This window comes from Shigella sp. FC1661 (assembly GCF_001712525.1).
Taxonomy (GTDB): domain Bacteria; phylum Pseudomonadota; class Gammaproteobacteria; order Enterobacterales; family Enterobacteriaceae; genus Escherichia; species Escherichia coli.
The window spans coordinates 1-23,003 of record NZ_MDGW01000221.1; the positions used below are offsets into that span (position 1 = coordinate 1).

Genomic DNA, 23,003 nt, shown 5'->3' on the forward strand with positions numbered 1-23,003 from the left:
GCCTGAAGGGAAAGCTGCACGTTATCAGCAAGCGTTACACTCAGCGCATTGAGCGACATAATCTGAATCTGAGACAACATCTGGCAAGGCTGGGACGGAAGTCACTGTCGTTCTCAAAATCGGTGGAGCTGCATGACAAGGTCATCGGGCATTATCTGAACATAAAACACTATCAGTAAGTTGGAGTCATTACCTGGCGAAATCAACTGAAGCTGGTGCGTCTGTCGAAATATTCTCTCGATGCAGCGCTGAAAGAGAAAAGCACGCGCAATACCCGGGAAAGACTGAAAGATTTGCCCAATATGTCTTTTCATCTGGAAGCGATTCTCGGGGAGGTGGGGATTAAGGATGTACGGGCGTTACGTATACTTGGGGCAAAAATGTGTTGGTTGCGACTGCGGCAGCAAAACAGTCTGGTGACAGAAAAGATTCTGTTTATGCTTGAAGGTGCCATTATCGGCATTCATGAAGCTGCGCTCCCGGTGGCACGCCGCCAGGAGCTTGCAGAATGGGCTGACTCACTTACGCCGAAACAGGAGTTTCCTGCGGAACTTGAGTAATCTGGCGTTGCAGACGACCAATCTCAGGCAGTAATGCAATCAATAATCCAACTTGTTGTACGACCAGAGGTTCTTTGCTGTCTGCCCGTGGTTCAAGTTGCTGCATCCGCTGTTTCAGGCTAGCTAATGCCTCATTGACGCGTTCTTCATCAGCAGGTTGATGATGTAACGCGTCATCAACATAGCAAACTGCGTCATCAAGAAACGCCAGAATTTCAGGATTAGTTAACTGCTCCCGGTGAGCACCGAGGGCTGAGATATAGCTGGTAAACGTATGGTTAAGGCACAGCAACCGAAACGCGGCTTCGCGAATTTGCGGGGTAACGTTCGGCTCGCTGGACATATTTGATACCACCGACGCCAGCTCAGCATCACGGTTGTGTGCATCGCGGCGGGCAATACGATACGCCAGACGGTTATCACGCCCCTGATGGTATTGCTCCAGTATGGCATCGAGATACCGACAGTTGGCCTCTGTGGCGCGTTCGAGCATGCGCGGCAGATTGCGAAACTGCCAGTCAGGCCAGATGTAGCTCACTGCCGCCCACGCAATGGCACAACCAATCAGCGTATCGATTACGCGAGGTAACGCTACTTCAAAACCTTCACCCAGTAAGTTAAAACACAGTAGCACCAAAAGTGTGATGAACATCGTTGCATGAGCGTATTGCACGTTACGGAAGGCAAAAAAGAGCACGCCGGTAATAACCAGCAGCACCAGCTGCCCTTCCAGTGATGGCACAAACCACAGCACAGGAATGCCAATGGCGATACCTACCAGCGTACCAATAATCCTTAACTTCAGGCGGTGGCGCGTGGCGTTATAGTTTGGCTGGCAGACAAACAAACTTGTCAGCAAGATCCAAAACCCGTGATGCATTCCGGTTATTTGAATGATGGCGTAGCCGAAGCACAACACCAGCGACATTCTTACCGCATGACGGAAGAGGGCGGATTCCGGCGTGAAGTGACGGCTAAGACGCAGCCAGATATCACTCAACCCGTGCGGGCTGTCATCAGCGAGCTCATTTTCGTCATTATTATGGGGTAGTGCCTGGGCCTGTTCTGATTCAATTGTTGCCAGTTGGGCATCAATGGCGCGTAAATTGTTCAGCAAAAATCCCAGTGTTTTGAGTAAATCGGCGGGTGCGCCGTTATCGCGCATCCGCTCCAGCGCATCATCAATATGCGTAAAAGCGCGCTCAAAATGCGGATCATGTTGATAAGGCTGACGCAACAAAATACAGCGTGACAGTTGCTGGCACGCCTGGCCCTGCATCGACATCAGCCGCTGAAAACGGAACAGCACGTCGCTGTGGCGAAAATGTTCACGCAATGTTTGATACTGAATATGAGAAGAGCTGGCACGCTCGTGAATATCCTGTGCGACAAAGTAATAATGCAGCGTGCGACGCGTTCCCCGTTGACCACGATCGCCACGTAAGCGGGTCAGCAGCGAGAGTTTCGTCTGATTCAATGTCGCCATCAGCAGACCGTTGGCGAGAGCCAAATCGTACAGCGGTGCCTGGCTTTCATCTTCAATATCAGGATCAAACATGCGCGACTTGAGCTCAAGATAACGCGCCAGTTGTTCATAGCAACGCGCCAGGTTGTCCTGCAGCGGGCGGACCGGGAACAGCAGATGACCAATAAGTGTCAGGACGTTGTACCAGACGGCACCGGCCAGCAGATACATCGGCTGCTGATACCAGTGCTCATACAGTGATGTTCCCAACATAGTGTAAATGGCGATCAGCAATGCACCGAAGGCAATTGTTGCATAGCGTTGACCCAGACCGCCGAGCAAAATGAAGCCGCTGGTAGAGAGCGTTAAGCCAATCGCAAATAGCCAGGGCCAGGGAAACAGCAATTCTACTGAGGCCGAGGCGATAAAAAAGCAGAACAGCGTAATGATGAGGTTACGCAAACGTCCCGCCAGTCGGTCATCGAGATCGGTCAGCGCCGCTGCCACCATCCCCAGCGTTAGCGGAATCGTCAGTTTTACATCACCCAGCCACCACGGAAACGCTGTGGTTCCACAAAGCGCAATAAAAATACGCGCGTAATACAGCCAGGCGCTGTTCCAGGTATAGCGTTTGAGCAAAGGACTTAGCATAAAGGCCATATTAGTGGATTATTCAAAACGACGACGTGCATTGGCTTCACGCGCAGCTTGCGCTGTTTCTACCGATACCACGCGACGACCAACCGGCCATAGTGCAATAGCGGCAATTTTAAAGTTCGCAATGCCGACAGGAATGCCAATGATTGAAATACATTGTGCGATGCCCGTTGCAATGTGCATCAGGCATAACCACCAGCCAAAGAAAATCAGCCAGAAAATATTCAATACCGTACCGCCAGTATTCAGCAGCACATTTTTGCCAGCCGGGTTCAGTTCATCGACATGAATAGCTTCATTGCCATAAGGCACCAGAGACAGTTTAGTGATCTCCCAGCAGGATCGTGTCAGCGGTAAGGTAAAAATCAGCACAATACTGACCAGAGTCGCCAACAGCCAGCCCAGAGTGGTGGCAAATCCGCCAAGCACAAAGTTCAGAATGTTCAAAACGGTACGCATAAAACCTCGCTTTACTGTGGTTTTCAGTAATGGGCGGCAATTGTAACGTTTTTTGGGGCTGGAGCACGTTTTCTCTGACGGTTACACTGATAAGAAATAATTTCGTGTGGATCTACAGAGTCATGGAACTGAAAGCGACAACGCTTGGAAAACGTCTGGCACAGCACCCTTACGATCGGGCGGTGATCCTCAATGCCGGGATTAAAGTCTCCGGCGATCGCCACGAATACCTTATTCCTTTCAATCAATTACTGGCGATTCACTGTAAGCGTGGTCTGGTATGGGGCGAGCTGGAATTTGTACTGCCGGACGAAAAAGTGGTGCGTCTGCACGGCACCGAATGGGGCGAGACGCAGCGTTTTTACCATCATCTTGATGCTCACTGGCGGCGGTGGAGTGGCGAGATGAGCGAAATTGCGTCTGGTGTTTTACGCCAGCAACTGGATTTGATTGCCACGCGCACTGGAGAAAATAAATGGCTGACGCGTGAGCAAACCTCTGGCGTTCAGCAACAAATCCGCCAGGCTTTGTCGGCGTTGCCGTTGCCGGTTAACCGACTGGAAGAATTCGATAACTGCCGTGAGGCGTGGCGTAAATGTCAGGCCTGGTTGAAAGATATTGAAAGCGCTCGGTTGCAGCATAACCAGGCGTATACCGAAGCCATGCTTACCGAGTATGCGGATTTTTTCCGCCAGGTCGAGTCTTCACCGCTGAATCCGGCGCAGGCCCGGGCAGTCGTTAATGGCGAGCATTCTCTGTTAGTGCTGGCAGGTGCAGGAAGCGGAAAAACGTCGGTGCTGGTGGCCCGTGCAGGCTGGTTGCTGGCACGTGGTGAAGCGTCCCCTGAGCAAATTTTATTGCTGGCGTTTGGTCGCAAAGCCGCTGAAGAGATGGACGAGCGGATTCGCGAACGGCTACATACCGAAGACATTACCGCACGCACGTTTCATGCGCTGGCGCTGCATATTATTCAGCAGGGCAGCAAAAAAGTTCCGATAGTCAGCAAACTGGAAAATGATACCGCTGCCCGTCATGAACTCTTTATTGCTGAGTGGCGCAAGCAATGCAGCGAAAAGAAAGCGCAGGCGAAGGGCTGGCGGCAATGGCTGACGGAAGAAATGCAGTGGTCAGTGCCAGAAGGTAACTTCTGGGATGATGAAAAATTACAGCGTCGCCTTGCCTCTCGCCTCGATCGCTGGGTAAGTCTGATGCGGATGCACGGTGGTGCACAGGCAGAAATGATTGCCAGTGCACCCGAAGAGATTCGCGATCTGTTCAGTAAACGTATCAAGTTGATGGCCCCGTTATTAAAAGCCTGGAAAGGTGCGCTGAAGGCAGAAAACGCTGTCGATTTTTCGGGCCTTATTCATCAGGCGATTGTGATTCTGGAGAAAGGTCGCTTTATCAGCCCGTGGAAGCATATTCTGGTTGATGAATTTCAGGATATCTCGCCGCAGCGGGCAGCGTTGTTAGCGGCATTACGCAAGCAAAACAGTCAGACGACGTTGTTCGCTGTTGGTGATGACTGGCAGGCGATTTACCGATTCAGCGGTGCGCAAATGTCGCTCACCACCGCTTTCCATGAAAACTTTGGTGAAGGCGAACGTTGTGATTTAGACACGACTTACCGTTTTAACAGTCGTATCGGTAAGGTGGCAAACCGTTTTATTCAGCAGAACCCAGGCCAGCTGAAAAAGCCGCTAAACAGCTTAACCAATGGAGACAAAAAAGCCGTCACGTTATTGGATGAGAGTCAACTTGACGCTTTGCTGGATAAGCTCTCTGGTTATGCCAAACCGGAAGAGCGCATTCTGATCCTGGCGCGTTACCATCACATGAGGCCTGCCAGCCTGGAAAAAGCGGCAACACGCTGGCCGAAGTTGCAAATCGACTTTATGACCATTCATGCCAGCAAAGGGCAACAGGCTGATTACGTCATCATCGTTGGCTTGCAGGAGGGAAGTGATGGTTTTCCGGCTGCGGCGCGGGAGTCGATTATGGAAGAGGCGCTACTGCCACCGGTTGAGGATTTCCCGGACGCTGAAGAACGGCGGTTAATGTACGTGGCGCTGACCCGGGCACGCCATCGGGTATGGGCACTGTTTAACAAAGAGAATCCCTCTCCCTTTGTTGAAATACTGAAAAATCTGGATGTGCCGGTGGCGAGAAAACCGTAAGAAACAGGTGGCGTTTGCCACCTGTGCAATATTACTTCAGACGGTCCGCGAGATAACGCTGATAATCGGGGATCAGAATATCGACCGCGTCGTTGAAATGCGGCGACTGGATTATGAAGTCTGCCGTTGCCACGTTGGTGGCGACCGGAATGTTCCATACCGTCGCCAGACGCAGCAAGGCTTTCACGTCAGGATCGTGCGGCACGGCATTTAGTGGATCCCAGAAGAAAATCAATACATCAATTTTCCCTTCTGAGATCAATGCGCCAACCTGCTGGTCACCCCCCATTGGGCCACTCAACATCGCGTTGACGTTCATGCCGGTCGCGCGGGAAATTAAGTTACCGGTAGTGCCTGTTGCATACAGTACGTGTTGTTCCAGTAACGGTTGATGCCGTTCCACCCAGCTCATCAGCATTTGTTTGCAGTGATCGTGTGCCACCAGCGCAATATGTTTCCGCGCAGGTAAAGTGCGAGTCGTCAGTTCCATAATGTACATCCGTAGTCAACTTTCCTACAGATTACTGTAAGCACTTATCGCTGCAAGATAAAGACCGAAAAAGCCTGCGCACAGGCACAAAAATCTCAGGAAGATGGTTGTTTTTCCGCCCACTGCAGGAAAGTATTTCGCGTTTGTGGGTCAGCCAGTTTAAACCAATACTTCAGCCGTTGTTCTGTGAGCACCTGAGACTGCGGTGGAATAGCATCCAGCTCGGAAACACCCGAAAGCAGCGTACTGTCATCTGCCATCATCGTGGCAAATTGCGGTAGTGAAGCGCGTTTCGCGGATTTGTTATAGCGTTCAACCTCGACCTCATAATCAATCGTTTTTGCCGTTGAGGTAATGGCGAGAATATCCAGCTTTACCGGAATCGGCGTCGCATCGCCATCCAACAATTCAAGGCGCGGCGCGGCATCAAAATGGTTAGCTTCCCGCTCATTCTCCAGGCGAGGCAGGCGAAAATTGACCTGGTTGATGAGCTGGGTATTAAAACTGACCACCAGCGGTGGGGAGATATACAGCCGTTCTTCACTATTGGAAAGATGAATCGTCTTCTCAACGCGAAACACTAACTGATGCGGTCCATTATCCAGTTCAATGCTGTCCGCACCGCGTAGCAGAGAGCTGGAAACCTTCTTGCCGTCGAGTACCAGAAGATCGACATCGGTTGAAAGCCGCAGCGTGGTGGCAAAAACGGATACCGGCAAACATAATGCAATCAAGGTGGTCACGATGCCGGTTTTCATAGGTAGCTCCTGTCAAAAGACCGCCCGAATAATAATGTGTCAAAATTTTTCTTTAATCATACTTACTAACATATAGACATATTTCCCGCTTTTGCTCTCATTCATTCGTATTAGCTGCATGGTTGGCATGTCGGCTTTGTCGTACACTTTGTTAAACAGTCTGGAGGAAATAATGAAAGAAACCGATATTGCAGGCATTTTAACGTCCACTCACACCATTGCGCTGGTGGGGGCAAGCGACAAACCCGATCGTCCCAGCTATCGCGTGATGAAATATCTACTCGACCAGGGGTATCATGTCATTCCGGTTTCGCCAAAAGTTGCCGGCAAAACGCTGCTGGGCCAGCAGGGGTATGGCACGCTGGCAGACGTTCCGGAAAAGGTCGATATGGTCGATGTTTTCCGTAATTCAGAAGCGGCGTGGGGCGTGGCACAGGAAGCTATTGCCATTGGCGCGAAAACCCTCTGGATGCAACTGGGGGTGATTAATGAGCAAGCGGCAGTACTGGCACGGGATGCCGGGTTGAATGTGGTGATGGATCGCTGCCCGGCTATTGAGATCCCTCGCCTGGGCCTGGCCAAATAAAAAATCCCCGGAAGGCAAAAACCTTCCGGGGATTCGTTCAGGGATCAGTTACGCAGACGCGGGGCCTGGAGTTGTTTGCGGATGGTCTGCGCCAGCTCATCCATGGATGGCTGTTCAGGATGTTCATCCTGCAATTCGCTACTTAGCTGGGCTTCAGCTAGGTAGGTATGAACCGGTAGGCCGTTATCGTCCTCCATCACTACGTGATACCACGGAGCGGCGCGAAGCTCGTCATTTACCGCCAGCTCATCAGGCGACGGTTCAGAGAGCGAATAAACCGGGTCGATATCCACGACCACTCCGAGATAACCTAACAGGGAATGGCGGACCTGCTGGCCGATACCGAATTTGCTGGCAATCATAGTCACCTCCCGGGAAATCTTTACCTTTGATATAAGGGTAAAATTCCACATTTCAAGTTACATGACGCGACAGGCAAACCCTTTCAGATATAGCCCTTCCGGATAGGTAGCGATCACCGGATGATCGGCTGCCTGACGGAACTGCTCTATAAATTGTACATCACGGCCGGCATCAATTGCGGCATCCGCGATGATTTTCTGAAATAAATCGCTGGTCATCAGACCGGAACAGGAGAAAGTCAGGAGAATACCGCCTTCATTCAGCAACTGAATCGCCAGCATGTTGATATCTTTATAGCCACGACACGCGCCCATCAACTGGCTTTTATTCTCAACAAACTTCGGCGGGTCCATCACGATAACGTCAAATTTTTCACCGCGATCGCGATAAGTACGCAGCAATTTAAAGACATCATCACGGACAAACTCAGCCTTGCTCAGATCCAGTTTGTTCAGCTCAACGTTCTGCCGTGCAATATCCAGCGCTTCCTGGGAGGTATCAACGCTGACAACCTGGCTGCAACCGCCCATCAGTGCCGATACGGCGAAACCACCGGTATAGGAGAAACAGTTCAGCACACGTTTATTTTCAACGTAGCGGCGGGTAGCCAGGCGGCTGTCTCGCTGGTCCAGGTAGTAGCCCGTTTTGTGCCCGTGCTGAATATCCACCAGCAGCTTCATGCCGTGTTCTTCAATCGGCAGCAGGGCAGGCGGCAACTCGCCGGTGACGAGGCCCAGGGTCAGCTCCATCCCTTCTTTTTTACGTACCGCAACATCGCTGCGATCGTAAATCGCACATTCCGGGTACAGCGTTTGCAGGGCACTAACTAATGCCGCGCGCTGATATTCTGCCCCAGCACTCAGCAGTTGCAGCACCAGAAAATTACCGAAACGATCGATAGTAATACCCGGCAGGCCATCAGATTCTCCGGCGATTAAACGATAGCTGTCGAGGCCATCTTTTTGCGCCAGCCAGTCACGCCATTTTTGTGCTTGTTGCAAACGGCGGGAAAAAAAAGCAATGTCGATAGACTCAGACGGGTCAAACGTCCAGACGCGCGCCCGGATTTGCGAAGCTGGCGAATAAGCGCCGCGTGCTAACCATTTTCCCTGATGATCAACAATATCGATGGTTTCACCGAGGCTGGCTTTACCTTCCATGCGGGCAACGGTCCCGGAAAAGACCCACGGATGGCGACGAAGTAATGATTTTTCGCGCCCTTTGGCTAACACTAAACGTACACTCATAATTTACTTTTCTGTCGATGCAAAGAAATGGGCGTCATTGTCCGGAGTTTTCCATGGATTTGCAACGCGTCCATTAAGGATAAGGAGAGCAGCAATGTCGAAAGTCTGCATAATTGCCTGGGTTTACGGGCGAGTTCAGGGCGTAGGATTTCGCTACACCACACAGTACGAAGCGAAAAGACTGGGTTTAACCGGGTACGCCAAAAATCTTGACGATGGCAGCGTGGAAGTGGTTGCCTGCGGTGAAGAAGGGCAGGTGGAAAAATTAATGCAGTGGTTAAAGAGTGGCAGCCCGCGTTCTGCGCGTGTAGAACGGGTGCTCAGCGAGCCGCATCATCCCTCGGGGGAATTAACCGATTTTCGTATCCGTTAAATACATTTTACCGGTTTTGGCAGGCCAGCAATTTTGGTGGCTTGCTTAGCCGGACCTTTCGGAAACAGTCGGTATAAATAGCGGCTGTTACCTTTTTCTTCGCCAAATTTATTCGCCATCGCTTTTACCAGCATACGAATCGCCGGAGAAGTATTGAATTCCAGATAGAAATCACGCACAAAACGCACCACTTCCCAGTGTTCCGGTGACAGCGAAATCCCTTCGTTCTCTGCAATCACCACTGCCAGCGGCTCACTCCACTGGCTGCTTTCTTTGAGATAGCCTTCGGTATCCGTTTCTATCTCTTTACCTTCGAAGATCAGCATAATTATTACTACCTTAATCAGACTGGCGGCAGTGTAACAAAAAACAAAGCCCCGCATAAAGCGAGGCTATGAAAGTGTTAGCGGGTGAGATTAATCGCGGCTGGCGAAGCCCAGAATGCTCAGCAGGCTGACGAAGATGTTGTACAGCGAAACATACAGGCTAACCGTGGCACGAATATAGTTCGTTTCACCGCCATGAACGATGTTGCTGGTTTCAAACAAAATAGCGCCAGAGGAGATCAAAATGAAGACCGCGCTGATCGCCAGATGCAGAGCAGGCAGCTGCAGGAAGATATTAGCAACCATACCAATCAGCACCACCACAATACCCGCCATCAGCATACCGCCGAGGAACGACATATCTTTGCGGGTGGTCAGCACATATGCAGAGCAGCAGAAGAACACTAACGCCGTTCCGCCCAGTGCCATAGCGATTACGTCACCCATTCCGGCAGACAGATAGGTGTTCAGAATAGGTCCGAGGATATAACCCAGAAAACCGGTAAAGGCGAATGCGGAGATAATCCCGGTCGGCTTATTCGCCGTTTTATAGGTCAGGAACATCAAACCATACATACCCACCAGCGTCAGAATCAGACCCGGAGATGGCAGCATCAGCACCGTACTGGCAGTTGCGGTAATCGCCGAAAAGGCCAGCGTCAGGCTCAGCAGAAAATAGGTATTACGCAGCACCTTATGGGTGCTAAGCAGTGATGTACGGTCATGTGAAGAACTAACAATACGATCCATTGAGTCACTCTCTATGACAGATGTAATTAATTAAGCAGCATAATGATAATGCGTAAGGGCACCCAGAAGTTTTACCCATCTTTACGCATTTGATCTGGAACAGGTTTAACAGCGGATTATCAGGTCATTAAGCAAATATAACGCCCTGAGAATTTCGACAGGCAAAAGAAAAAGGGGTTAGCATTTAGCTAACCCCTTATCTTATTTGGCGGAAGCGCAGAGATTCGAACTCTGGAACCCTTTCGGGTCGCCGGTTTTCAAGACCGGTGCCTTCAACCGCTCGGCCACACTTCCGGAATAACGCGCACTATAAACATCCCGATGCGGCGTGTAAACCCCTAATTTGTTTGTTTGCCTGAAAAACAGCCAAAAGTGCATTGATAGCGTGAAATAACAGCAGATTGATCATTTCATCACCATGAATTCCTTCTCTTTTACTCGTTTAGCAACCGGCTAAACATCCCCACCGCCCGGCAAAAAGAAAAATAGGTCCATTTTTATCGCTAAAAGATAAATCCACACAGTTTGTATTGTTTTGTGCAAAAGTTTCACTACGCTTTATTAACAATACTTTCTGGCGACGTGCGCCAGTGCAGAAGGATGAGCTTTCGTTTTCAGCATCTCACGTGAAGCGATGGTTTGCCTTGCTACAGGGACGTCGCTTGCCGACCATAAGCGCCCGGTGTCCTGCCGGTGTCGCAAGGAGAAGAGACGTGCGATATGAATAACGAGGAAACATTTTACCAGGCCATGCGGCGTCAGGGCGTTACCCGGCGCAGCTTTCTCAAATATTGTAGTCTGGCTGCCACGTCGCTGGGATTAGGCGCGGGAATGGCACCAAAGATTGCCTGGGCGCTGGAGAACAAACCCCGCATTCCGGTGGTATGGATCCACGGTCTGGAATGCACCTGCTGTACCGAATCTTTTATCCGCTCCGCTCACCCACTGGCGAAGGACGTCATCCTTTCCCTGATTTCCCTCGATTATGACGATACTTTGATGGCTGCCGCCGGAACCCAGGCGGAAGAAGTCTTCGAAGACATCATCACGCAATACAATGGCAAATATATCCTCGCAGTAGAAGGTAATCCGCCGCTGGGCGAGCAGGGGATGTTCTGTATCAGCAGCGGTCGACCGTTTATTGAGAAACTCAAACGTGCCGCTGCCGGAGCCAGCGCGATTATCGCCTGGGGAACCTGCGCGTCCTGGGGCTGCGTGCAGGCCGCGCGGCCCAATCCGACGCAGGCAACGCCTATCGACAAAGTCATCACCGACAAACCCATTATCAAAGTACCTGGCTGCCCGCCGATCCCGGATGTGATGAGCGCCATCATTACTTACATGGTGACCTTTGATCGCTTGCCAGATGTCGACAGAATGGGCCGTCCGCTGATGTTCTATGGTCAGCGAATCCACGATAAATGCTATCGCCGCGCCCACTTCGACGCCGGAGAGTTCGTCCAGAGTTGGGATGATGACGCTGCCCGCAAAGGTTACTGCCTGTACAAAATGGGCTGCAAAGGGCCTACCACCTATAACGCCTGTTCCTCCACACGCTGGAATGATGGCGTTTCTTTCCCAATCCAGTCTGGTCACGGCTGCCTGGGCTGTGCGGAAAATGGTTTCTGGGATCGCGGTTCGTTCTACAGCCGCGTGGTCGATATTCCGCAAATGGGTACTCATTCCACCGCCGATACCGTCGGTTTAACCGCGCTTGGCGTGGTGGCAGCGGCTGTTGGTGTGCACGCAGTCGCCAGCGCCGTTGACCAGCGCAGACGTCATAACCAGCAACCTACAGAAACCGAACATCAGCCAGGCAATGAGGATAAACAGGCATGAGCACTCAGTACGAAACTCAGGGATACACCATCAATAATGCCGGACGCCGCCTGGTGGTCGACCCGATTACGCGCATCGAAGGCCACATGCGCTGCGAAGTGAATATTAACGATCAGAATGTGATCACCAATGCCGTCTCCTGCGGCACCATGTTTCGCGGGCTGGAGATCATCCTACAAGGGCGCGACCCGCGCGATGCGTGGGCGTTCGTTGAACGTATCTGCGGCGTCTGTACTGGCGTACACGCCCTGGCTTCGGTTTACGCCATCGAAGATGCTATCGGTATTAAAGTGCCGGACAACGCCAATATCATCCGCAACATTATGCTGGCAACGCTCTGGTGCCACGATCATCTGGTGCACTTCTATCAGCTTGCCGGGATGGACTGGATCGATGTGTTAGATGCGCTGAAAGCCGACCCGCGGAAAACCTCCGAACTGGCGCAAAGTCTCTCCTCTTGGCCGAAATCATCCCCTGGCTATTTCTTCGACGTACAAAACCGCCTGAAAAAATTTGTTGAAGGCGGGCAGTTGGGGATCTTCCGCAATGGCTACTGGGGGCACCCGCAGTACAAACTGCCGCCAGAAGCTAACCTGATGGGCTTTGCCCACTATCTCGAAGCTCTCGATTTCCAGCGTGAAATTGTCAAAATCCACGCGGTCTTTGGCGGTAAAAACCCGCATCCAAACTGGATTGTCGGCGGGATGCCTTGCGCCATCAACATTGACGAAAGCGGCGCGGTCGGGGCAGTCAATATGGAACGCCTGAACCTGGTGCAGTCAATTATCACCCGCACGGCGGACTTCATTAACAACGTGATGATCCCCGACGCCTTAGCCATCGGTCAGTTCAACAAACCGTGGAGCGAAATCGGCACTGGTCTTTCTGATAAATGCGTTCTCAGCTACGGCGCATTCCCGGATATTGCCAACGACTTTGGCGAGAAAAGTCTGCTGATGCTTGGCGGCGCGGTGATTAACGGCGACTTCAACAATGTGCTGCCAGTGGATTTGGTTGATCCGCAGCAGGTGCAGGAGTTTGTCGACCACGCCTGGTATCGATATCCCAACGATCAGGTCGGGCGTCATCCGTTCGATGGCATCACCGACCCGTGGTACAACCCCGGCGATGTCAAAGGCAGCGATACCAACATTCAGCAGCTGAATGAACAGGAACGCTACTCGTGGATCAAAGCGCCACGCTGGCGCGGTAACGCGATGGAAGTGGGGCCGCTGGCGCGCACGTTAATCGCTTATCACAAAGGCGATGCTGCGACCGTTGAGTCGGTCGATCGCATGATGTCGGCGTTGAACCTGCCGCTTTCCGGTATCCAGTCAACGTTAGGCCGCATTTTGTGCCGCGCGCACGAAGCGCAGTGGGCCGCAGGTAAGTTGCAGTATTTCTTCGACAAGCTGATGACCAACCTGAAAAACGGCAATCTCGCCACTGCTTCCACGGAAAAATGGGAACCTGCAACCTGGCCGACAGAGTGCCGTGGTGTCGGTTTTACCGAAGCGCCGCGCGGGGCGTTAGGCCACTGGGCCGCCATTCGCGATGGCAAGATTGATCTCTACCAGTGCGTGGTGCCGACCACCTGGAACGCCAGCCCGCGCGATCCCAAAGGGCAGATTGGCGCTTATGAAGCGGCGCTGATGAACACCAAAATGGCGATCCCCGAGCAACCGCTGGAGATCCTGCGTACTCTGCACAGCTTTGACCCGTGCCTCGCCTGTTCAACACACGTGCTGGGCGACGACGGTAGCGAGCTGATCTCCGTGCAGGTGCGTTAACAGCGAAGGAGAATCATCATGCAACAGAAAAGCGACAACGTTGTCAGCCACTATGTCTTTGAAGCGCCAGTCCGCATCTGGCACTGGTTGACGGTGTTATGCATGGCGGTGTTGATGGTCACCGGATACTTTATCGGCAAGCCGCTACCTTCCGTCAGCGGCGAGGCGACGTATCTGTTCTATATGGGCTACATCAGGTTAATTCACTTCAGCGCCGGGATGGTTTTTACCGTGGTTTTGCTGATGCGGATCTACTGGGCTTTTGTTGGCAATCGATACTCCCGCGAGCTGTTTATCGTGCCGGTATGGCGTAAAAGCTGGTGGCAGGGCGTGTGGTATGAAATCCGCTGGTATCTGTTTCTGGCAAAACGTCCGAGTGCCAATATAGGCCATAATCCCATCGCCCAGGCGGCGATGTTCGGCTATTTCCTGATGTCGGTCTTTATGATCATCACTGGTTTTGCGCTGTACAGCGAACACAGCCAGTACGCTATTTTTGCGCCGTTCCGTTATGTGGTGGAATTTTTCTACTGGACGGGTGGCAACTCAATGGACATTCACAGCTGGCATCGGCTGGGGATGTGGCTGATTGGCGCGTTTGTGATCGGTCATGTCTACATGGCGCTGCGTGAAGACATCATGTCCGACGACACGGTGATCTCCACCATGGTCAACGGCTACCGTAGCCACAAATTTGGCAAAATAAGTAACAAGGAGTGTTCATGAGCGAGCAACGCGTGGTGGTCATGGGGCTGGGCAACCTGCTGTGGGCCGATGAAGGCTTCGGCGTGCGGGTGGCGGAACGGCTGTATGCCCATTACCACTGGCCCGAGTATGTGGAGATTGTCGATGGCGGTACTCAGGGACTGAACTTGCTGGGGTATGTCGAAAGCGCCAGCCATCTGTTGATTCTCGATGCCATTGACTACGGGCTGGAACCTGGAACGCTGCGAACCTATGCCGGAGAACGCATTCCGGCTTATCTCAGCGCGAAGAAAATGAGCCTGCATCAGAACAGTTTCTCCGAAGTGCTGGCGCTGGCAGATATCCGCGGACATCTGCCAGCACATATTGCCCTCGTCGGGCTGCAACCCGCGATGCTCGACGACTACGGCGGCAGTCTGAGCGAACTGGCACGGGAGCAACTGCTCGCTGCGGAACAATCGGCTCTGGCGCAGTTGGCTGCGTGGGGAAGTGTGCCGCAACCGGCTAATGAATCGCGTTGTCTCAATTATGACTGTCTGTCGATGGAAAATTACGAAGGCGTTCGCTTGCGCCAGTACCGGATGACACAGGAGGAGCAGGGATGAGCAACGACACGCCATTTGATGCGTTGTGGCAACGAATGCTGGCGCGCGGCTGGACGCCGGTCAGTGAATCCCGTCTTGACGACTGGCTTACGCAAGCGCCAGACGGCGTGGTGTTATTAAGCAGTGACCCGAAACGCACGCCAGAGGTCAGCGATAATCCGGTAATGATTGGCGAATTACTGCACGAGTTTCCCGACTATACATGGCAGGTGGCGATTGCTGACCTTGAGCAGAGCGAAGCCATCGGCGATCGCTTTGGCGTCTTTCGCTTTCCTACCACTTTAGTGTTTACCGGCGGAAACTATCGCGGCGTGCTGAATGGTATTCACCCGTGGGCGGAACTGATAAACCTGATGCGCGGGCTTGTCGAACCGCAGCAGGAGCGTGCCTCATGAGCGAAACTTTTTTCCATCTGCTGGGGCCAGGAACGCAACCGAACGATGACAGTTTCAGCATGAATCCACTGCCGATCACCTGTCAGGTGAATGATGAACCGAGTATGGCGGCCCTGGAGCAATGTGCTCACAGCCCGCAGGTGATTGCGCTGTTAAACGAGTTACAACATCAACTAAGCGAACGCCAGCCGCCGTTGGGCGAGGTGCTGGCAGTCGATCTGTTAAATCTCAACGCCGACGATCGTCACTTTATCAATACGCTTCTCGGGGAAGGGGAAGTGTCAGTGCGCATTCAGCAGGCTGACGACAGTAAAAGTGAAATACAGGAGGCGATCTTCTGCGGATTATGGCGGGTGCGCAGACGTCGCGGCGAAAAGTTGCTGGAGGACAAACTGGAGGCTGGCTGCGCGCCGCTGGCGTTGTGGCAGGCGGCAACGCAAAATCTCTTGCCGACAGATTCGCTGTTACCGCCGCCCATTGATGGCCTGATGAATGGCCTACCGTTGGCGCATGAGTTACTGGCACATGTACGTAACCCCGACGCGCAGCCGCACAGCATTAATCTGACGCAATTACCCATCAGCGAGGCTGATCGGCTTTTTCTCTCACGTCTCTGTGGGCCGGGAAATATTCAGATTCGTACCATTGGCTATGGCGAGAGCTATATCAACGCCACGGGGTTACGCCATGTCTGGCATTTACGCTGTACGGACACCTTAAAAGGCCCGTTACTGGAAAGTTATGAAATCTGCCCAATACCGGAAGTGGTGCTGGCAGCGCCAGAAGATTTGGTCGACTCTGCGCAGCGGCTTAGCGAGGTATGTCAGTGGCTGGCGGAAGCTGCACCGACGTAAAAAGACGGTAAGTATCGCTTTCAGTCTTATGAATATCGCAATCGGCGAATACCTCTGGTCGTAGAGTTTCAGGATAAAGAGGGAGATCTAACATTATCGGGTTATTTTTCTCTCTTCGCCTACAGGAGTGCGCATGTGGGATGTCATTGATTTATCGCGCTGGCAGTTTGCTCTGACCGCGCTGTATCACTTTTTATTTGTACCCCTTACCCTGGGGCTGATTTTTTTGCTGGCTATCATGGAAACCATTTACGTGGTCACCGGCAAAACAATCTACCGCGATATGACGCGCTTCTGGGGTAAGCTCTTCGGTATCAATTTTGCTCTTGGCGTGGCTACCGGCCTGACCATGGAGTTTCAGTTTGGTACTAACTGGGCATTCTATTCCAACTATGTGGGCGATATTTTTGGCGCACCGCTGGCGATGGAAGCATTAATGGCCTTCTTCCTCGAATCCACCTTTGTCGGGCTTTTCTTCTTCGGCTGGCAGCGGCTGAATAAATACCAGCACCTGCTGGTGACGTGGCTGGTGGCGTTCGGTTCAAATCTCTCTGCATTGTGGATATTGAATGCCAACGGTTGGATGCAATACCCGACCGGTGCGCATTTTGATATCGACACCCTACGTATGGAGATGACCAGCTTCAGCGAGCTGGTCTTTAACCCGGTCAGCCAGGTGAAATTTGTGCACACCGTAATGGCGGGCTACGTGACCGGGGCCATGTTTATTATGGCGATCAGCGCCTGGTATTTACTGCGCGGACGGGAGCGCGATGTTGCATTACGCTCGTTTGCCATCGGTTCCGTCTTCGGTACTCTGGCGATTATCGGCACGCTACAACTCGGAGACAGTTCTGCGTATGAAGTCGCGCAAGTACAACCGGTAAAACTGGCGGCGATGGAAGGGGAGTGGCAAACGGAACCTGCTCCTGCACCGTTCCATGTGGTTGCCTGGCCGGAACAGGATCAAGAGCGTAACGCCTTTGCCATCAAAATTCCCGCGCTGTTAGGGATCCTCGCCACTCACTCATTAGATAAACCCGTGCCGGGTCTGAAGAATTTGATGGCTGAAACCTACCCACGTTTGCAACGCGGACGTATGGCCTGGCTGTTAATGCAGGAAATATCGCAAGGCAATCGTGAGCCGCATGTGTTGCAGGCATTCCGGGAACTGGAAGGTGACCTGGGCTACGGCATGTTGCTCTCCCGCTATGCGCCGGATATGAATCATGTCACAGCCGCACAGTACCAGGCGGCGATGCGTGGCGCGATACCTCAGGTTGCGCCGGTATTCTGGAGTTTCCGCATCATGGTGGGCTGTGGTTCCCTGCTGCTACTGGTGATGCTGATTGCGCTTGTCCAGACGCTGCGTGGCAAAATCGACCAGCATCGCTGGGTGCTGAAAATGGCGCTCTGGAGTTTGCCGTTGCCGTGGATTGCGATTGAAGCCGGGTGGTTTATGACCGAGTTTGGTCGTCAGCCGTGGGCGATACAGGACATCTTACCGACATACTCCGCGCACTCCGCTTTAACCACAGGACAACTGGCTTTCTCACTGATCATGATCGTAGGGCTTTACACCCTGTTCTTAATCGCCGAAGTCTACCTGATGCAGAAATATGCCCGTCTGGGGCCGAGCGCGATGCAGAGTGAACAACCGACGCAGCAACAGGGGTAAAGGAGAAAATCATGTTTGATTATGAAACATTGCGCTTCATCTGGTGGCTGCTGATTGGCGTGATCCTGGTGGTCTTTATGATCTCCGACGGATTTGACATGGGGATCGGCTGTCTGCTGCCGCTGGTGGCGCGTAATGATGATGAACGCCGGATAGTGATAAACAGCGTTGGTGCACACTGGGAAGGCAACCAGGTCTGGTTGATCCTCGCTGGTGGGGCATTATTTGCCGCCTGGCCCAGAGTGTATGCAGCGGCGTTTTCCGGCTTTTATGTGGCGATGATCCTGGTGCTGTGCTCACTGTTCTTCCGCCCGCTGGCCTTTGATTATCGCGGAAAAATCGCCGATGCACGCTGGCGTAAAATGTGGGACGCCGGTCTGGTCATCGGCAGTCTGGTGCCGCCGGTAGTCTTCGGTATCGCCTTCGGCAACTTGTTGCTCGGCGTGCCGTTTGCCTTCACACCGCAATTACGCGTGGAGTATCTCGGCAGCTTCTGGCAACTGCTGACGCCATTCCCTTTATTGTGCGGATTGCTCAGCCTTGGGATGGTGATTTTGCAAGGTGGCGTCTGGTTACAACTGAAAACTGTTGGTGTGATTCATCTGCGTTCACAGCTGGCCACCAAACGCGCTGCACTGTTGGTGATGCTGTGCTTTTTGCTGGCGGGTTACTGGCTGTGGGTCGGTATTGATGGCTTTGTACTGCTCGCCCAGGATGCTAACGGTCCTTCCAATCCGTTAATGAAACTGGTGGCAGTGCTACCTGGTGCCTGGATGAATAATTTCGTCGAATCGCCCGTTTTGTGGATCTTCCCGCTGCTGGGGTTCTTCTGCCCATTGCTGACGGTGATGGCGATTTATCGTGGTCGCCCAGGTTGGGGATTTTTAATGGCGTCATTGATGCAATTTGGCGTGATTTTCACGGCAGGCATCACGCTGTTCCCCTTCGTCATGCCGTCAAGCGTGAGTCCGATCTCCAGCCTGACGTTGTGGGACAGCTCTTCCAGCCAGCTGACGCTGAGCATTATGTTGGTAATCGTGCTGATATTTTTGCCCATTGTGTTGCTCTACACTCTCTGGAGCTACTACAAAATGTGGGGGCGCATGACAACAGAAACTCTCCGCCGTAACGAAAACGAGTTGTACTAAGGAGCAGGAACAATGTGGTATTTACTTTGGTTCGTCGGCATTTTGTTGATGTGTTCGCTCTCCACCCTTGTGTTGGTATGGCTGGACCCGCGTCTGAAAAGTTAACGAACGTAGGCCTGATGCGGCGCATTAGCATCGCATCAGGCAATCAATAATGTCAGATATGAAAAGCGGAAACATATCGATGAAAGCGATCTTAATCCCATTTTTATCTCTTCTGATTCCGTTAACCTCGCAATCTGCATTCGCTCAGAGTGAGCCGGAGCTGAAGCTGGAAAGTGTGGTGATTGTCAGTCGTCATGGTGTGCGTGCTCCAACCAAGGCCACGCAACTGATGCAGGATGTCACCCCAGACGCATGGCCAACCTGGCCGGTAAAACTGGGTTGGCTGACACCGCGCGGTGGTGAGCTAATCGCCTATTTCGGACATTACCAACGCCAGCGTCTGGTGGCCGACGGATTGCTGGCAAAAAAGGGCTGTCCGCAGCCTGGTCAGGTCGCGATTATTGCTGATGTCGACGAGCGTACCCGTAAAACAGGCGAAGCCTTCGCCGCCGGGCTGGCACCTGACTGTGCAATAACCGTACATACCCAGGCAGATACGTCCAGTCCCGATCCGTTATTTAATCCTCTAAAAACTGGCGTTTGCCAACTGGATAATGCGAACGTGACTGACGCGATCCTCAGCAAGGCAGGAGGGTCAATTGCTGACTTTACCGGGCATCGGCAAACGGCGTTTCGCGAACTGGAACGGGTGCTTAATTTTCCGCAATCAAACTTGTGCCTTAAACGTGAGAAACAGGACGAAAGCTGTTCATTAACGCAGGCATTACCATCGGAACTCAAGGTGAGCGCCGACAATGTCTCATTAACCGGTGCGGTAAGCCTCGCATCAATGCTGACGGAGATATTTCTCCTGCAACAAGCACAGGGAATGCCAGAGCCGGGGTGGGGAAGGATCACCGATTCACACCAGTGGAACACCTTGCTAAGTTTGCATAACGCGCAATTTTATTTGCTACAACGCACGCCAGAGGTTGCCCGCAGCCGCGCCACCCCGTTATTGGATTTGATCATGGCAGCGTTGACGCCCCATCCACCGCAAAAACAGGCGTATGGTGTGACATTACCCACTTCAGTACTGTTTATTGCCGGACACGATACTAATCTGGCAAATCTCGGCGGCGCACTGGAGCTCAACTGGACGCTTCCCGGTCAGCCGGATAACACGCCGCCAGGTGGTGAACTGGTGTTTGAACGCTGGCGTCGGCTAAGCGATAACAGCCAGTGGATTCAGGTTTCGCTGGTCTTCCAGACTTTACAGCAGATGCGTGATAAAACGCCGCTGTCATTAAATACGCCGCCCGGAGAGGTGAAACTGACCCTGGCAGGATGTGAAGAGCGAAATGCGCAGGGCATGTGTTCGTTGGCAGGTTTTACGCAAATCGTGAATGAAGCACGCATACCGGCGTGCAGTTTGTAATGCATAAAAAAGAGCATTCAGTTACCTGAATGCTCTGAGGCTGATGACAAACGAAGAACTGTCTAATGCGTAGACCGGAAAAGGCGTTCACGCCGCATCCGGCCACTTTCAGTTTTACTCTTTCTCGGAGTAACTATAACCGTAATAGTTATAGCCGTAACTGTAAGCGGTGCTGGCGCGTTTAATCACACCATTGAGGATAGCGCCTTTAATATTGACGCCTGCCTGTTCCAGACGCTGCATTGACAAACTCACCTCTTTGGCGGTGTTCAAGCCAAAACGCGCAACCAGCAGGCTGGTGCCAACAGAACGCCCCACGACCGCGGCATCACTCACCGCCAGCATCGGCGGCGTATCGACAATCACCAGATCGTAATGGTCGTTCGCCCATTCCAGTAATTGACGCATCCGATCGCGCATCAGCAGTTCAGACGGGTTAGGTGGCACCTGACCGCGAGTAATCACATCAAAGCCTCCTTTGCCAAAATGCTGGATCACTTTGTTGAGCTCATCTTTACCTGCCAGATATTCCGACAAGCCATGTTCATTACTCACGGTAAACAGGTTATGCGAATAACCACGGCGTAAGTCGGCATCAATAAATAACACTTTTTGATCGGACTGGGCGATCACCGCTGCCAGAGTTGAACTGACAAACGTTTTACCACTGTCTGGCGTCGCACCGGTGATCATCAGAATGTTATTCTCCGTCTCCATCATAGCGAAGTGCAGACTGGTTCGTAGCGCACGTACGGCTTCCACAGCAGAATCCGCCGGGTTATCCACCGCCAGGAAGGGGATATTTTTAGTACGATGGCGCTGCTGATTAGAAAATAAATTTTTCTTACGCAGACGGGTACGTTTATCCAGCCACTCGGACATTGGGATAGTGGCATAAACGCTGATGCCGTGCTCTTCCAGTTGTTCCGGGGCTTCTACACCACGACGCAACATCGCACGCGCCAGCACGGCACCCACCGAAATAAACAGGCCAAGAATAAAACCAAGCACCACGTTCAACGCTTTTTTCGGTTTCACTGGCTGCGGCTGAGTGACTGCCGGGTCGATAATCCGCACGTTACCAATGGCACTGGATTTCGAAATACTCAACTCCTGCTGGCGGTTAAGTAATTGCAGATATACCGCACGGCCCGCTTCTACGTCACGGCTTAAACGTAACACTTCCTGTTGAGTGGAAGGCATTGCCGATACCCGCTTATTCAGGCGTTTGCGTTCTTGCTCCAGCGTCTGGCGTTTTTCCAGCAGCGCACGATAAGTTGGGTGATCTTTCTTATACAGCTGGGAGATCTCTGCCTCGCGGAAAGTCAGCTCATTGAGTTGATTATCAACGTTCACAATCTGCTCAAGAACGGCTTTGGCTTCTAGGTTAAGGTCAACCGAATCGCGCTGCTGGCGATAAACGTTGAGTTTTTCTTCCGCCTGGTCCAGCTCGCTGCGCACTTCAGGCAACTGGCGCTGTAAGAATTCAAGGCTTTGTGAATCCTGCGCCGCCTGGCGAGCGATATTCTGTTGCAAATAGTTGTTAGCGATGCTGTTCAGAATACGAGTAATCAACTGGGGATCATCACCAGTCATGGTAAGTTCCAGCATCCCGCTTTCTTTACTGCGTTCGCTAACGGTAAAGGTTTCCTGCAATGCGTTAATCGCTTCCAGTTCGGTAGGCTGGCTCAGGACAAACTGTGTTCCTGGTTTGGCCTTAATGTCCGCGATAGTCAGCGCAACGCCATCTTTTTCCAGACGCTGGCCGACCATACCATTGACGGTGAACTCTTCACCTTCCAGTGTATAGTGGCCGTTTTCCCCAACCGTGAGTGTCAGTTGCTGATCCTGACCATTCAGTTGTGGAATATGCATCCAGCTGATCGCCAGCTCACCTGGTTTTTCTTTGGTTAATCTCGCCCAGCCGCGACCCACAATCGGAAAATACTTCTGCTCAACTATGTCGCGCAGATTCAGTTCAGCAATGGTTTTACCGAGAATCATGCGCGATTGCAGCAGTTGAATCTCCGGTGCAGACTCGGGCGATGAGTTAGGGATCATATCGCTCAGGCCGCTGAGAATGGCGTTGCCCTGTTTTTGCTCAACCTGGACCAGAGTATCTGCCTGATAAATTGGTGTGCTTAACAGCGAGTAAGCGACAGCGATCAGCGTGAATAACGCGGTCACGCTGATAATAAACTTACGGTGATCCCATAACTCGCCGACCAGACGAAGCAGATCGATCTCATTTTCCTGAGTACTGCCTGGTGGCGTATTCATATTTTTAGTTGTCAT

The 23,003-nt window shown here is 52.3% G+C and carries 23 protein-coding genes, 1 tRNA gene and 1 pseudogene; 15 read left to right on the forward strand and 10 right to left on the reverse strand.

Annotation, left to right across the window (positions count from 1 at the left end; all coding sequences use genetic code 11):
- Both BFF42_RS13270 and sxy read left to right on the forward strand, forming a co-directional pair.
- A partial coding sequence (locus tag BFF42_RS13270) for an IS1 family transposase (protein WP_000663719.1) occupies positions 1-179 on the forward strand: 179 nt, incomplete at its 5' end.
- 15 nt (positions 180-194) lie between these two features.
- Positions 195-560, forward strand: a pseudogene (sxy, locus tag BFF42_RS13275) (CRP-S regulon transcriptional coactivator Sxy); the annotation flags it as partial.
- On the opposite strand, the gene yccS reads toward sxy, so the two are convergent.
- Complete coding sequence (gene yccS, locus BFF42_RS13280; protein ID WP_073692788.1) at positions 523-2,685, reverse strand: YccS family putative transporter; 2,163 nt, start codon at positions 2,683-2,685, stop codon at positions 523-525. The pseudogene sxy and the gene yccS sit on opposite strands and share 38 nt — an antisense overlap.
- A gap of 9 nt (positions 2,686-2,694) precedes the next feature.
- Complete coding sequence (locus BFF42_RS13285) at positions 2,695-3,141, reverse strand: YccF domain-containing protein (RefSeq protein ID WP_001261235.1); 447 nt, start codon at positions 3,139-3,141, stop codon at positions 2,695-2,697.
- 122 nt (positions 3,142-3,263) lie between these two features.
- Here BFF42_RS13285 and helD point away from each other — a divergent pair, with 122 nt between their 5' ends.
- Positions 3,264-5,318, forward strand: a complete 2,055-nt coding sequence (gene helD, locus BFF42_RS13290) for a DNA helicase IV (RefSeq protein WP_000420537.1) — start codon at positions 3,264-3,266, stop codon at positions 5,316-5,318.
- Between the two features lie 31 nt (positions 5,319-5,349).
- Here the strand turns inward: helD and mgsA are convergent, their stop codons facing one another.
- Together mgsA and BFF42_RS13300 are read right to left on the reverse strand one after the other, a co-directional pair.
- Complete coding sequence (gene mgsA / locus BFF42_RS13295) at positions 5,350-5,808, reverse strand: methylglyoxal synthase (protein ID WP_000424181.1); 459 nt, start codon at positions 5,806-5,808, stop codon at positions 5,350-5,352.
- Positions 5,809-5,903: 95 nt separating this feature from the next.
- Entirely contained in the window at positions 5,904-6,566 is a 663-nt protein-coding gene (locus BFF42_RS13300) for a DUF2057 family protein (protein ID WP_000847791.1), read from the reverse strand.
- 172 nt (positions 6,567-6,738) lie between these two features.
- Here BFF42_RS13300 and BFF42_RS13305 point away from each other — a divergent pair, with 172 nt between their 5' ends.
- Positions 6,739-7,152, forward strand: a complete 414-nt coding sequence (locus tag BFF42_RS13305; RefSeq protein ID WP_000665217.1) for a CoA-binding protein — start codon at positions 6,739-6,741, stop codon at positions 7,150-7,152.
- Positions 7,153-7,196: 44 nt separating this feature from the next.
- Here the strand turns inward: BFF42_RS13305 and hspQ are convergent, their stop codons facing one another.
- Complete coding sequence (hspQ, locus tag BFF42_RS13310) at positions 7,197-7,514, reverse strand: heat shock protein HspQ (protein WP_001295356.1); 318 nt, start codon at positions 7,512-7,514, stop codon at positions 7,197-7,199.
- A gap of 57 nt (positions 7,515-7,571) precedes the next feature.
- The gene (gene rlmI, locus BFF42_RS13315; protein ID WP_000116324.1) at positions 7,572-8,762 is read right to left on the reverse strand and encodes a 23S rRNA (cytosine(1962)-C(5))-methyltransferase RlmI; all 1,191 of its coding nucleotides are present in this window, start codon (positions 8,760-8,762) and stop codon (positions 7,572-7,574) included.
- A gap of 94 nt (positions 8,763-8,856) precedes the next feature.
- Here rlmI and yccX point away from each other — a divergent pair, with 94 nt between their 5' ends.
- A complete protein-coding gene (gene yccX / locus BFF42_RS13320) occupies positions 8,857-9,135 on the forward strand; it encodes an acylphosphatase (RefSeq protein WP_039059410.1) in 279 nt (92 codons plus the stop codon).
- On the opposite strand, the gene tusE is transcribed toward yccX, so the two are convergent.
- From tusE to BFF42_RS13335, 3 genes are all read right to left on the reverse strand, one after another.
- Positions 9,132-9,461, reverse strand: coding sequence for a sulfurtransferase TusE (tusE, locus tag BFF42_RS13325; RefSeq protein ID WP_000904442.1), 330 nt, complete (start codon positions 9,459-9,461; stop codon positions 9,132-9,134). The genes yccX and tusE overlap by 4 nt on opposite strands.
- Positions 9,462-9,551: 90 nt before the next feature.
- Positions 9,552-10,211 (reverse strand): FtsH protease modulator YccA, encoded by a 660-nt coding sequence (yccA, locus tag BFF42_RS13330; protein WP_000375138.1) that lies wholly within the window; start codon positions 10,209-10,211, stop codon positions 9,552-9,554.
- 206 nt (positions 10,212-10,417) lie between these two features.
- Positions 10,418-10,505 (reverse strand) — tRNA-Ser (locus tag BFF42_RS13335).
- A gap of 426 nt (positions 10,506-10,931) precedes the next feature.
- On the opposite strand from BFF42_RS13335, the gene hyaA reads away from it, so the two are divergent.
- The 10 genes from hyaA to appA all read left to right on the forward strand — a co-directional run bounded on the left by hyaA (position 10,932) and on the right by appA (position 20,708).
- A complete protein-coding gene (gene hyaA / locus BFF42_RS13340) occupies positions 10,932-12,050 on the forward strand; it encodes a hydrogenase 1 small subunit (RefSeq protein WP_001058323.1) in 1,119 nt (372 codons plus the stop codon).
- Positions 12,047-13,840 carry a Ni/Fe-hydrogenase large subunit gene (gene hyaB / locus BFF42_RS13345; protein WP_000107366.1) on the forward strand — a complete coding sequence of 598 codons (1,794 nt, stop codon included), beginning with the start codon at positions 12,047-12,049 and terminating at the stop codon, positions 13,838-13,840. The genes hyaA and hyaB overlap by 4 nt, the downstream gene beginning before the upstream one ends.
- 18 nt (positions 13,841-13,858) lie before the next feature.
- Positions 13,859-14,566 (forward strand): Ni/Fe-hydrogenase b-type cytochrome subunit, encoded by a 708-nt coding sequence (gene hyaC, locus BFF42_RS13350; protein WP_001186431.1) that lies wholly within the window; start codon positions 13,859-13,861, stop codon positions 14,564-14,566.
- Positions 14,563-15,150, forward strand: coding sequence for a hydrogenase 1 maturation protease (hyaD, locus tag BFF42_RS13355; RefSeq protein WP_000003667.1), 588 nt, complete (start codon positions 14,563-14,565; stop codon positions 15,148-15,150). The genes hyaC and hyaD overlap by 4 nt, the downstream gene beginning before the upstream one ends.
- Positions 15,147-15,545: a hydrogenase-1 operon protein HyaE gene (gene hyaE, locus BFF42_RS13360; protein WP_000063975.1), complete on the forward strand. Its 399-nt coding sequence runs from the start codon at positions 15,147-15,149 to the stop codon at positions 15,543-15,545. Before hyaD ends, hyaE begins: the two co-directional genes overlap by 4 nt.
- The gene (locus BFF42_RS13365; protein ID WP_000004909.1) at positions 15,542-16,399 is read left to right on the forward strand and encodes a hydrogenase expression/formation protein; all 858 of its coding nucleotides are present in this window, start codon (positions 15,542-15,544) and stop codon (positions 16,397-16,399) included. Before hyaE ends, BFF42_RS13365 begins: the two co-directional genes overlap by 4 nt.
- A gap of 133 nt (positions 16,400-16,532) precedes the next feature.
- Positions 16,533-18,077 carry a cytochrome bd-II oxidase subunit 1 gene (appC, locus tag BFF42_RS13370; RefSeq protein ID WP_000263543.1) on the forward strand — a complete coding sequence of 515 codons (1,545 nt, stop codon included), beginning with the start codon at positions 16,533-16,535 and terminating at the stop codon, positions 18,075-18,077.
- An 11-nt stretch (positions 18,078-18,088) separates the two neighbouring features.
- Positions 18,089-19,225, forward strand: coding sequence for a cytochrome d ubiquinol oxidase subunit II (gene appB, locus BFF42_RS13375; protein ID WP_000460798.1), 1,137 nt, complete (start codon positions 18,089-18,091; stop codon positions 19,223-19,225).
- A 12-nt stretch (positions 19,226-19,237) separates the two neighbouring features.
- Positions 19,238-19,330: a cytochrome bd-II oxidase subunit CbdX gene (cbdX, locus tag BFF42_RS13380; protein WP_000270305.1), complete on the forward strand. Its 93-nt coding sequence runs from the start codon at positions 19,238-19,240 to the stop codon at positions 19,328-19,330.
- A 79-nt stretch (positions 19,331-19,409) separates the two neighbouring features.
- Entirely contained in the window at positions 19,410-20,708 is a 1,299-nt protein-coding gene (gene appA, locus BFF42_RS13385) for a bifunctional acid phosphatase/4-phytase (RefSeq protein WP_012421669.1), read from the forward strand.
- A 114-nt stretch (positions 20,709-20,822) separates the two neighbouring features.
- On the opposite strand, the gene etk is transcribed toward appA, so the two are convergent.
- Positions 20,823-23,003 (reverse strand): tyrosine-protein kinase, encoded by a 2,181-nt coding sequence (etk, locus tag BFF42_RS13390; RefSeq protein WP_000208638.1) that lies wholly within the window; start codon positions 23,001-23,003, stop codon positions 20,823-20,825.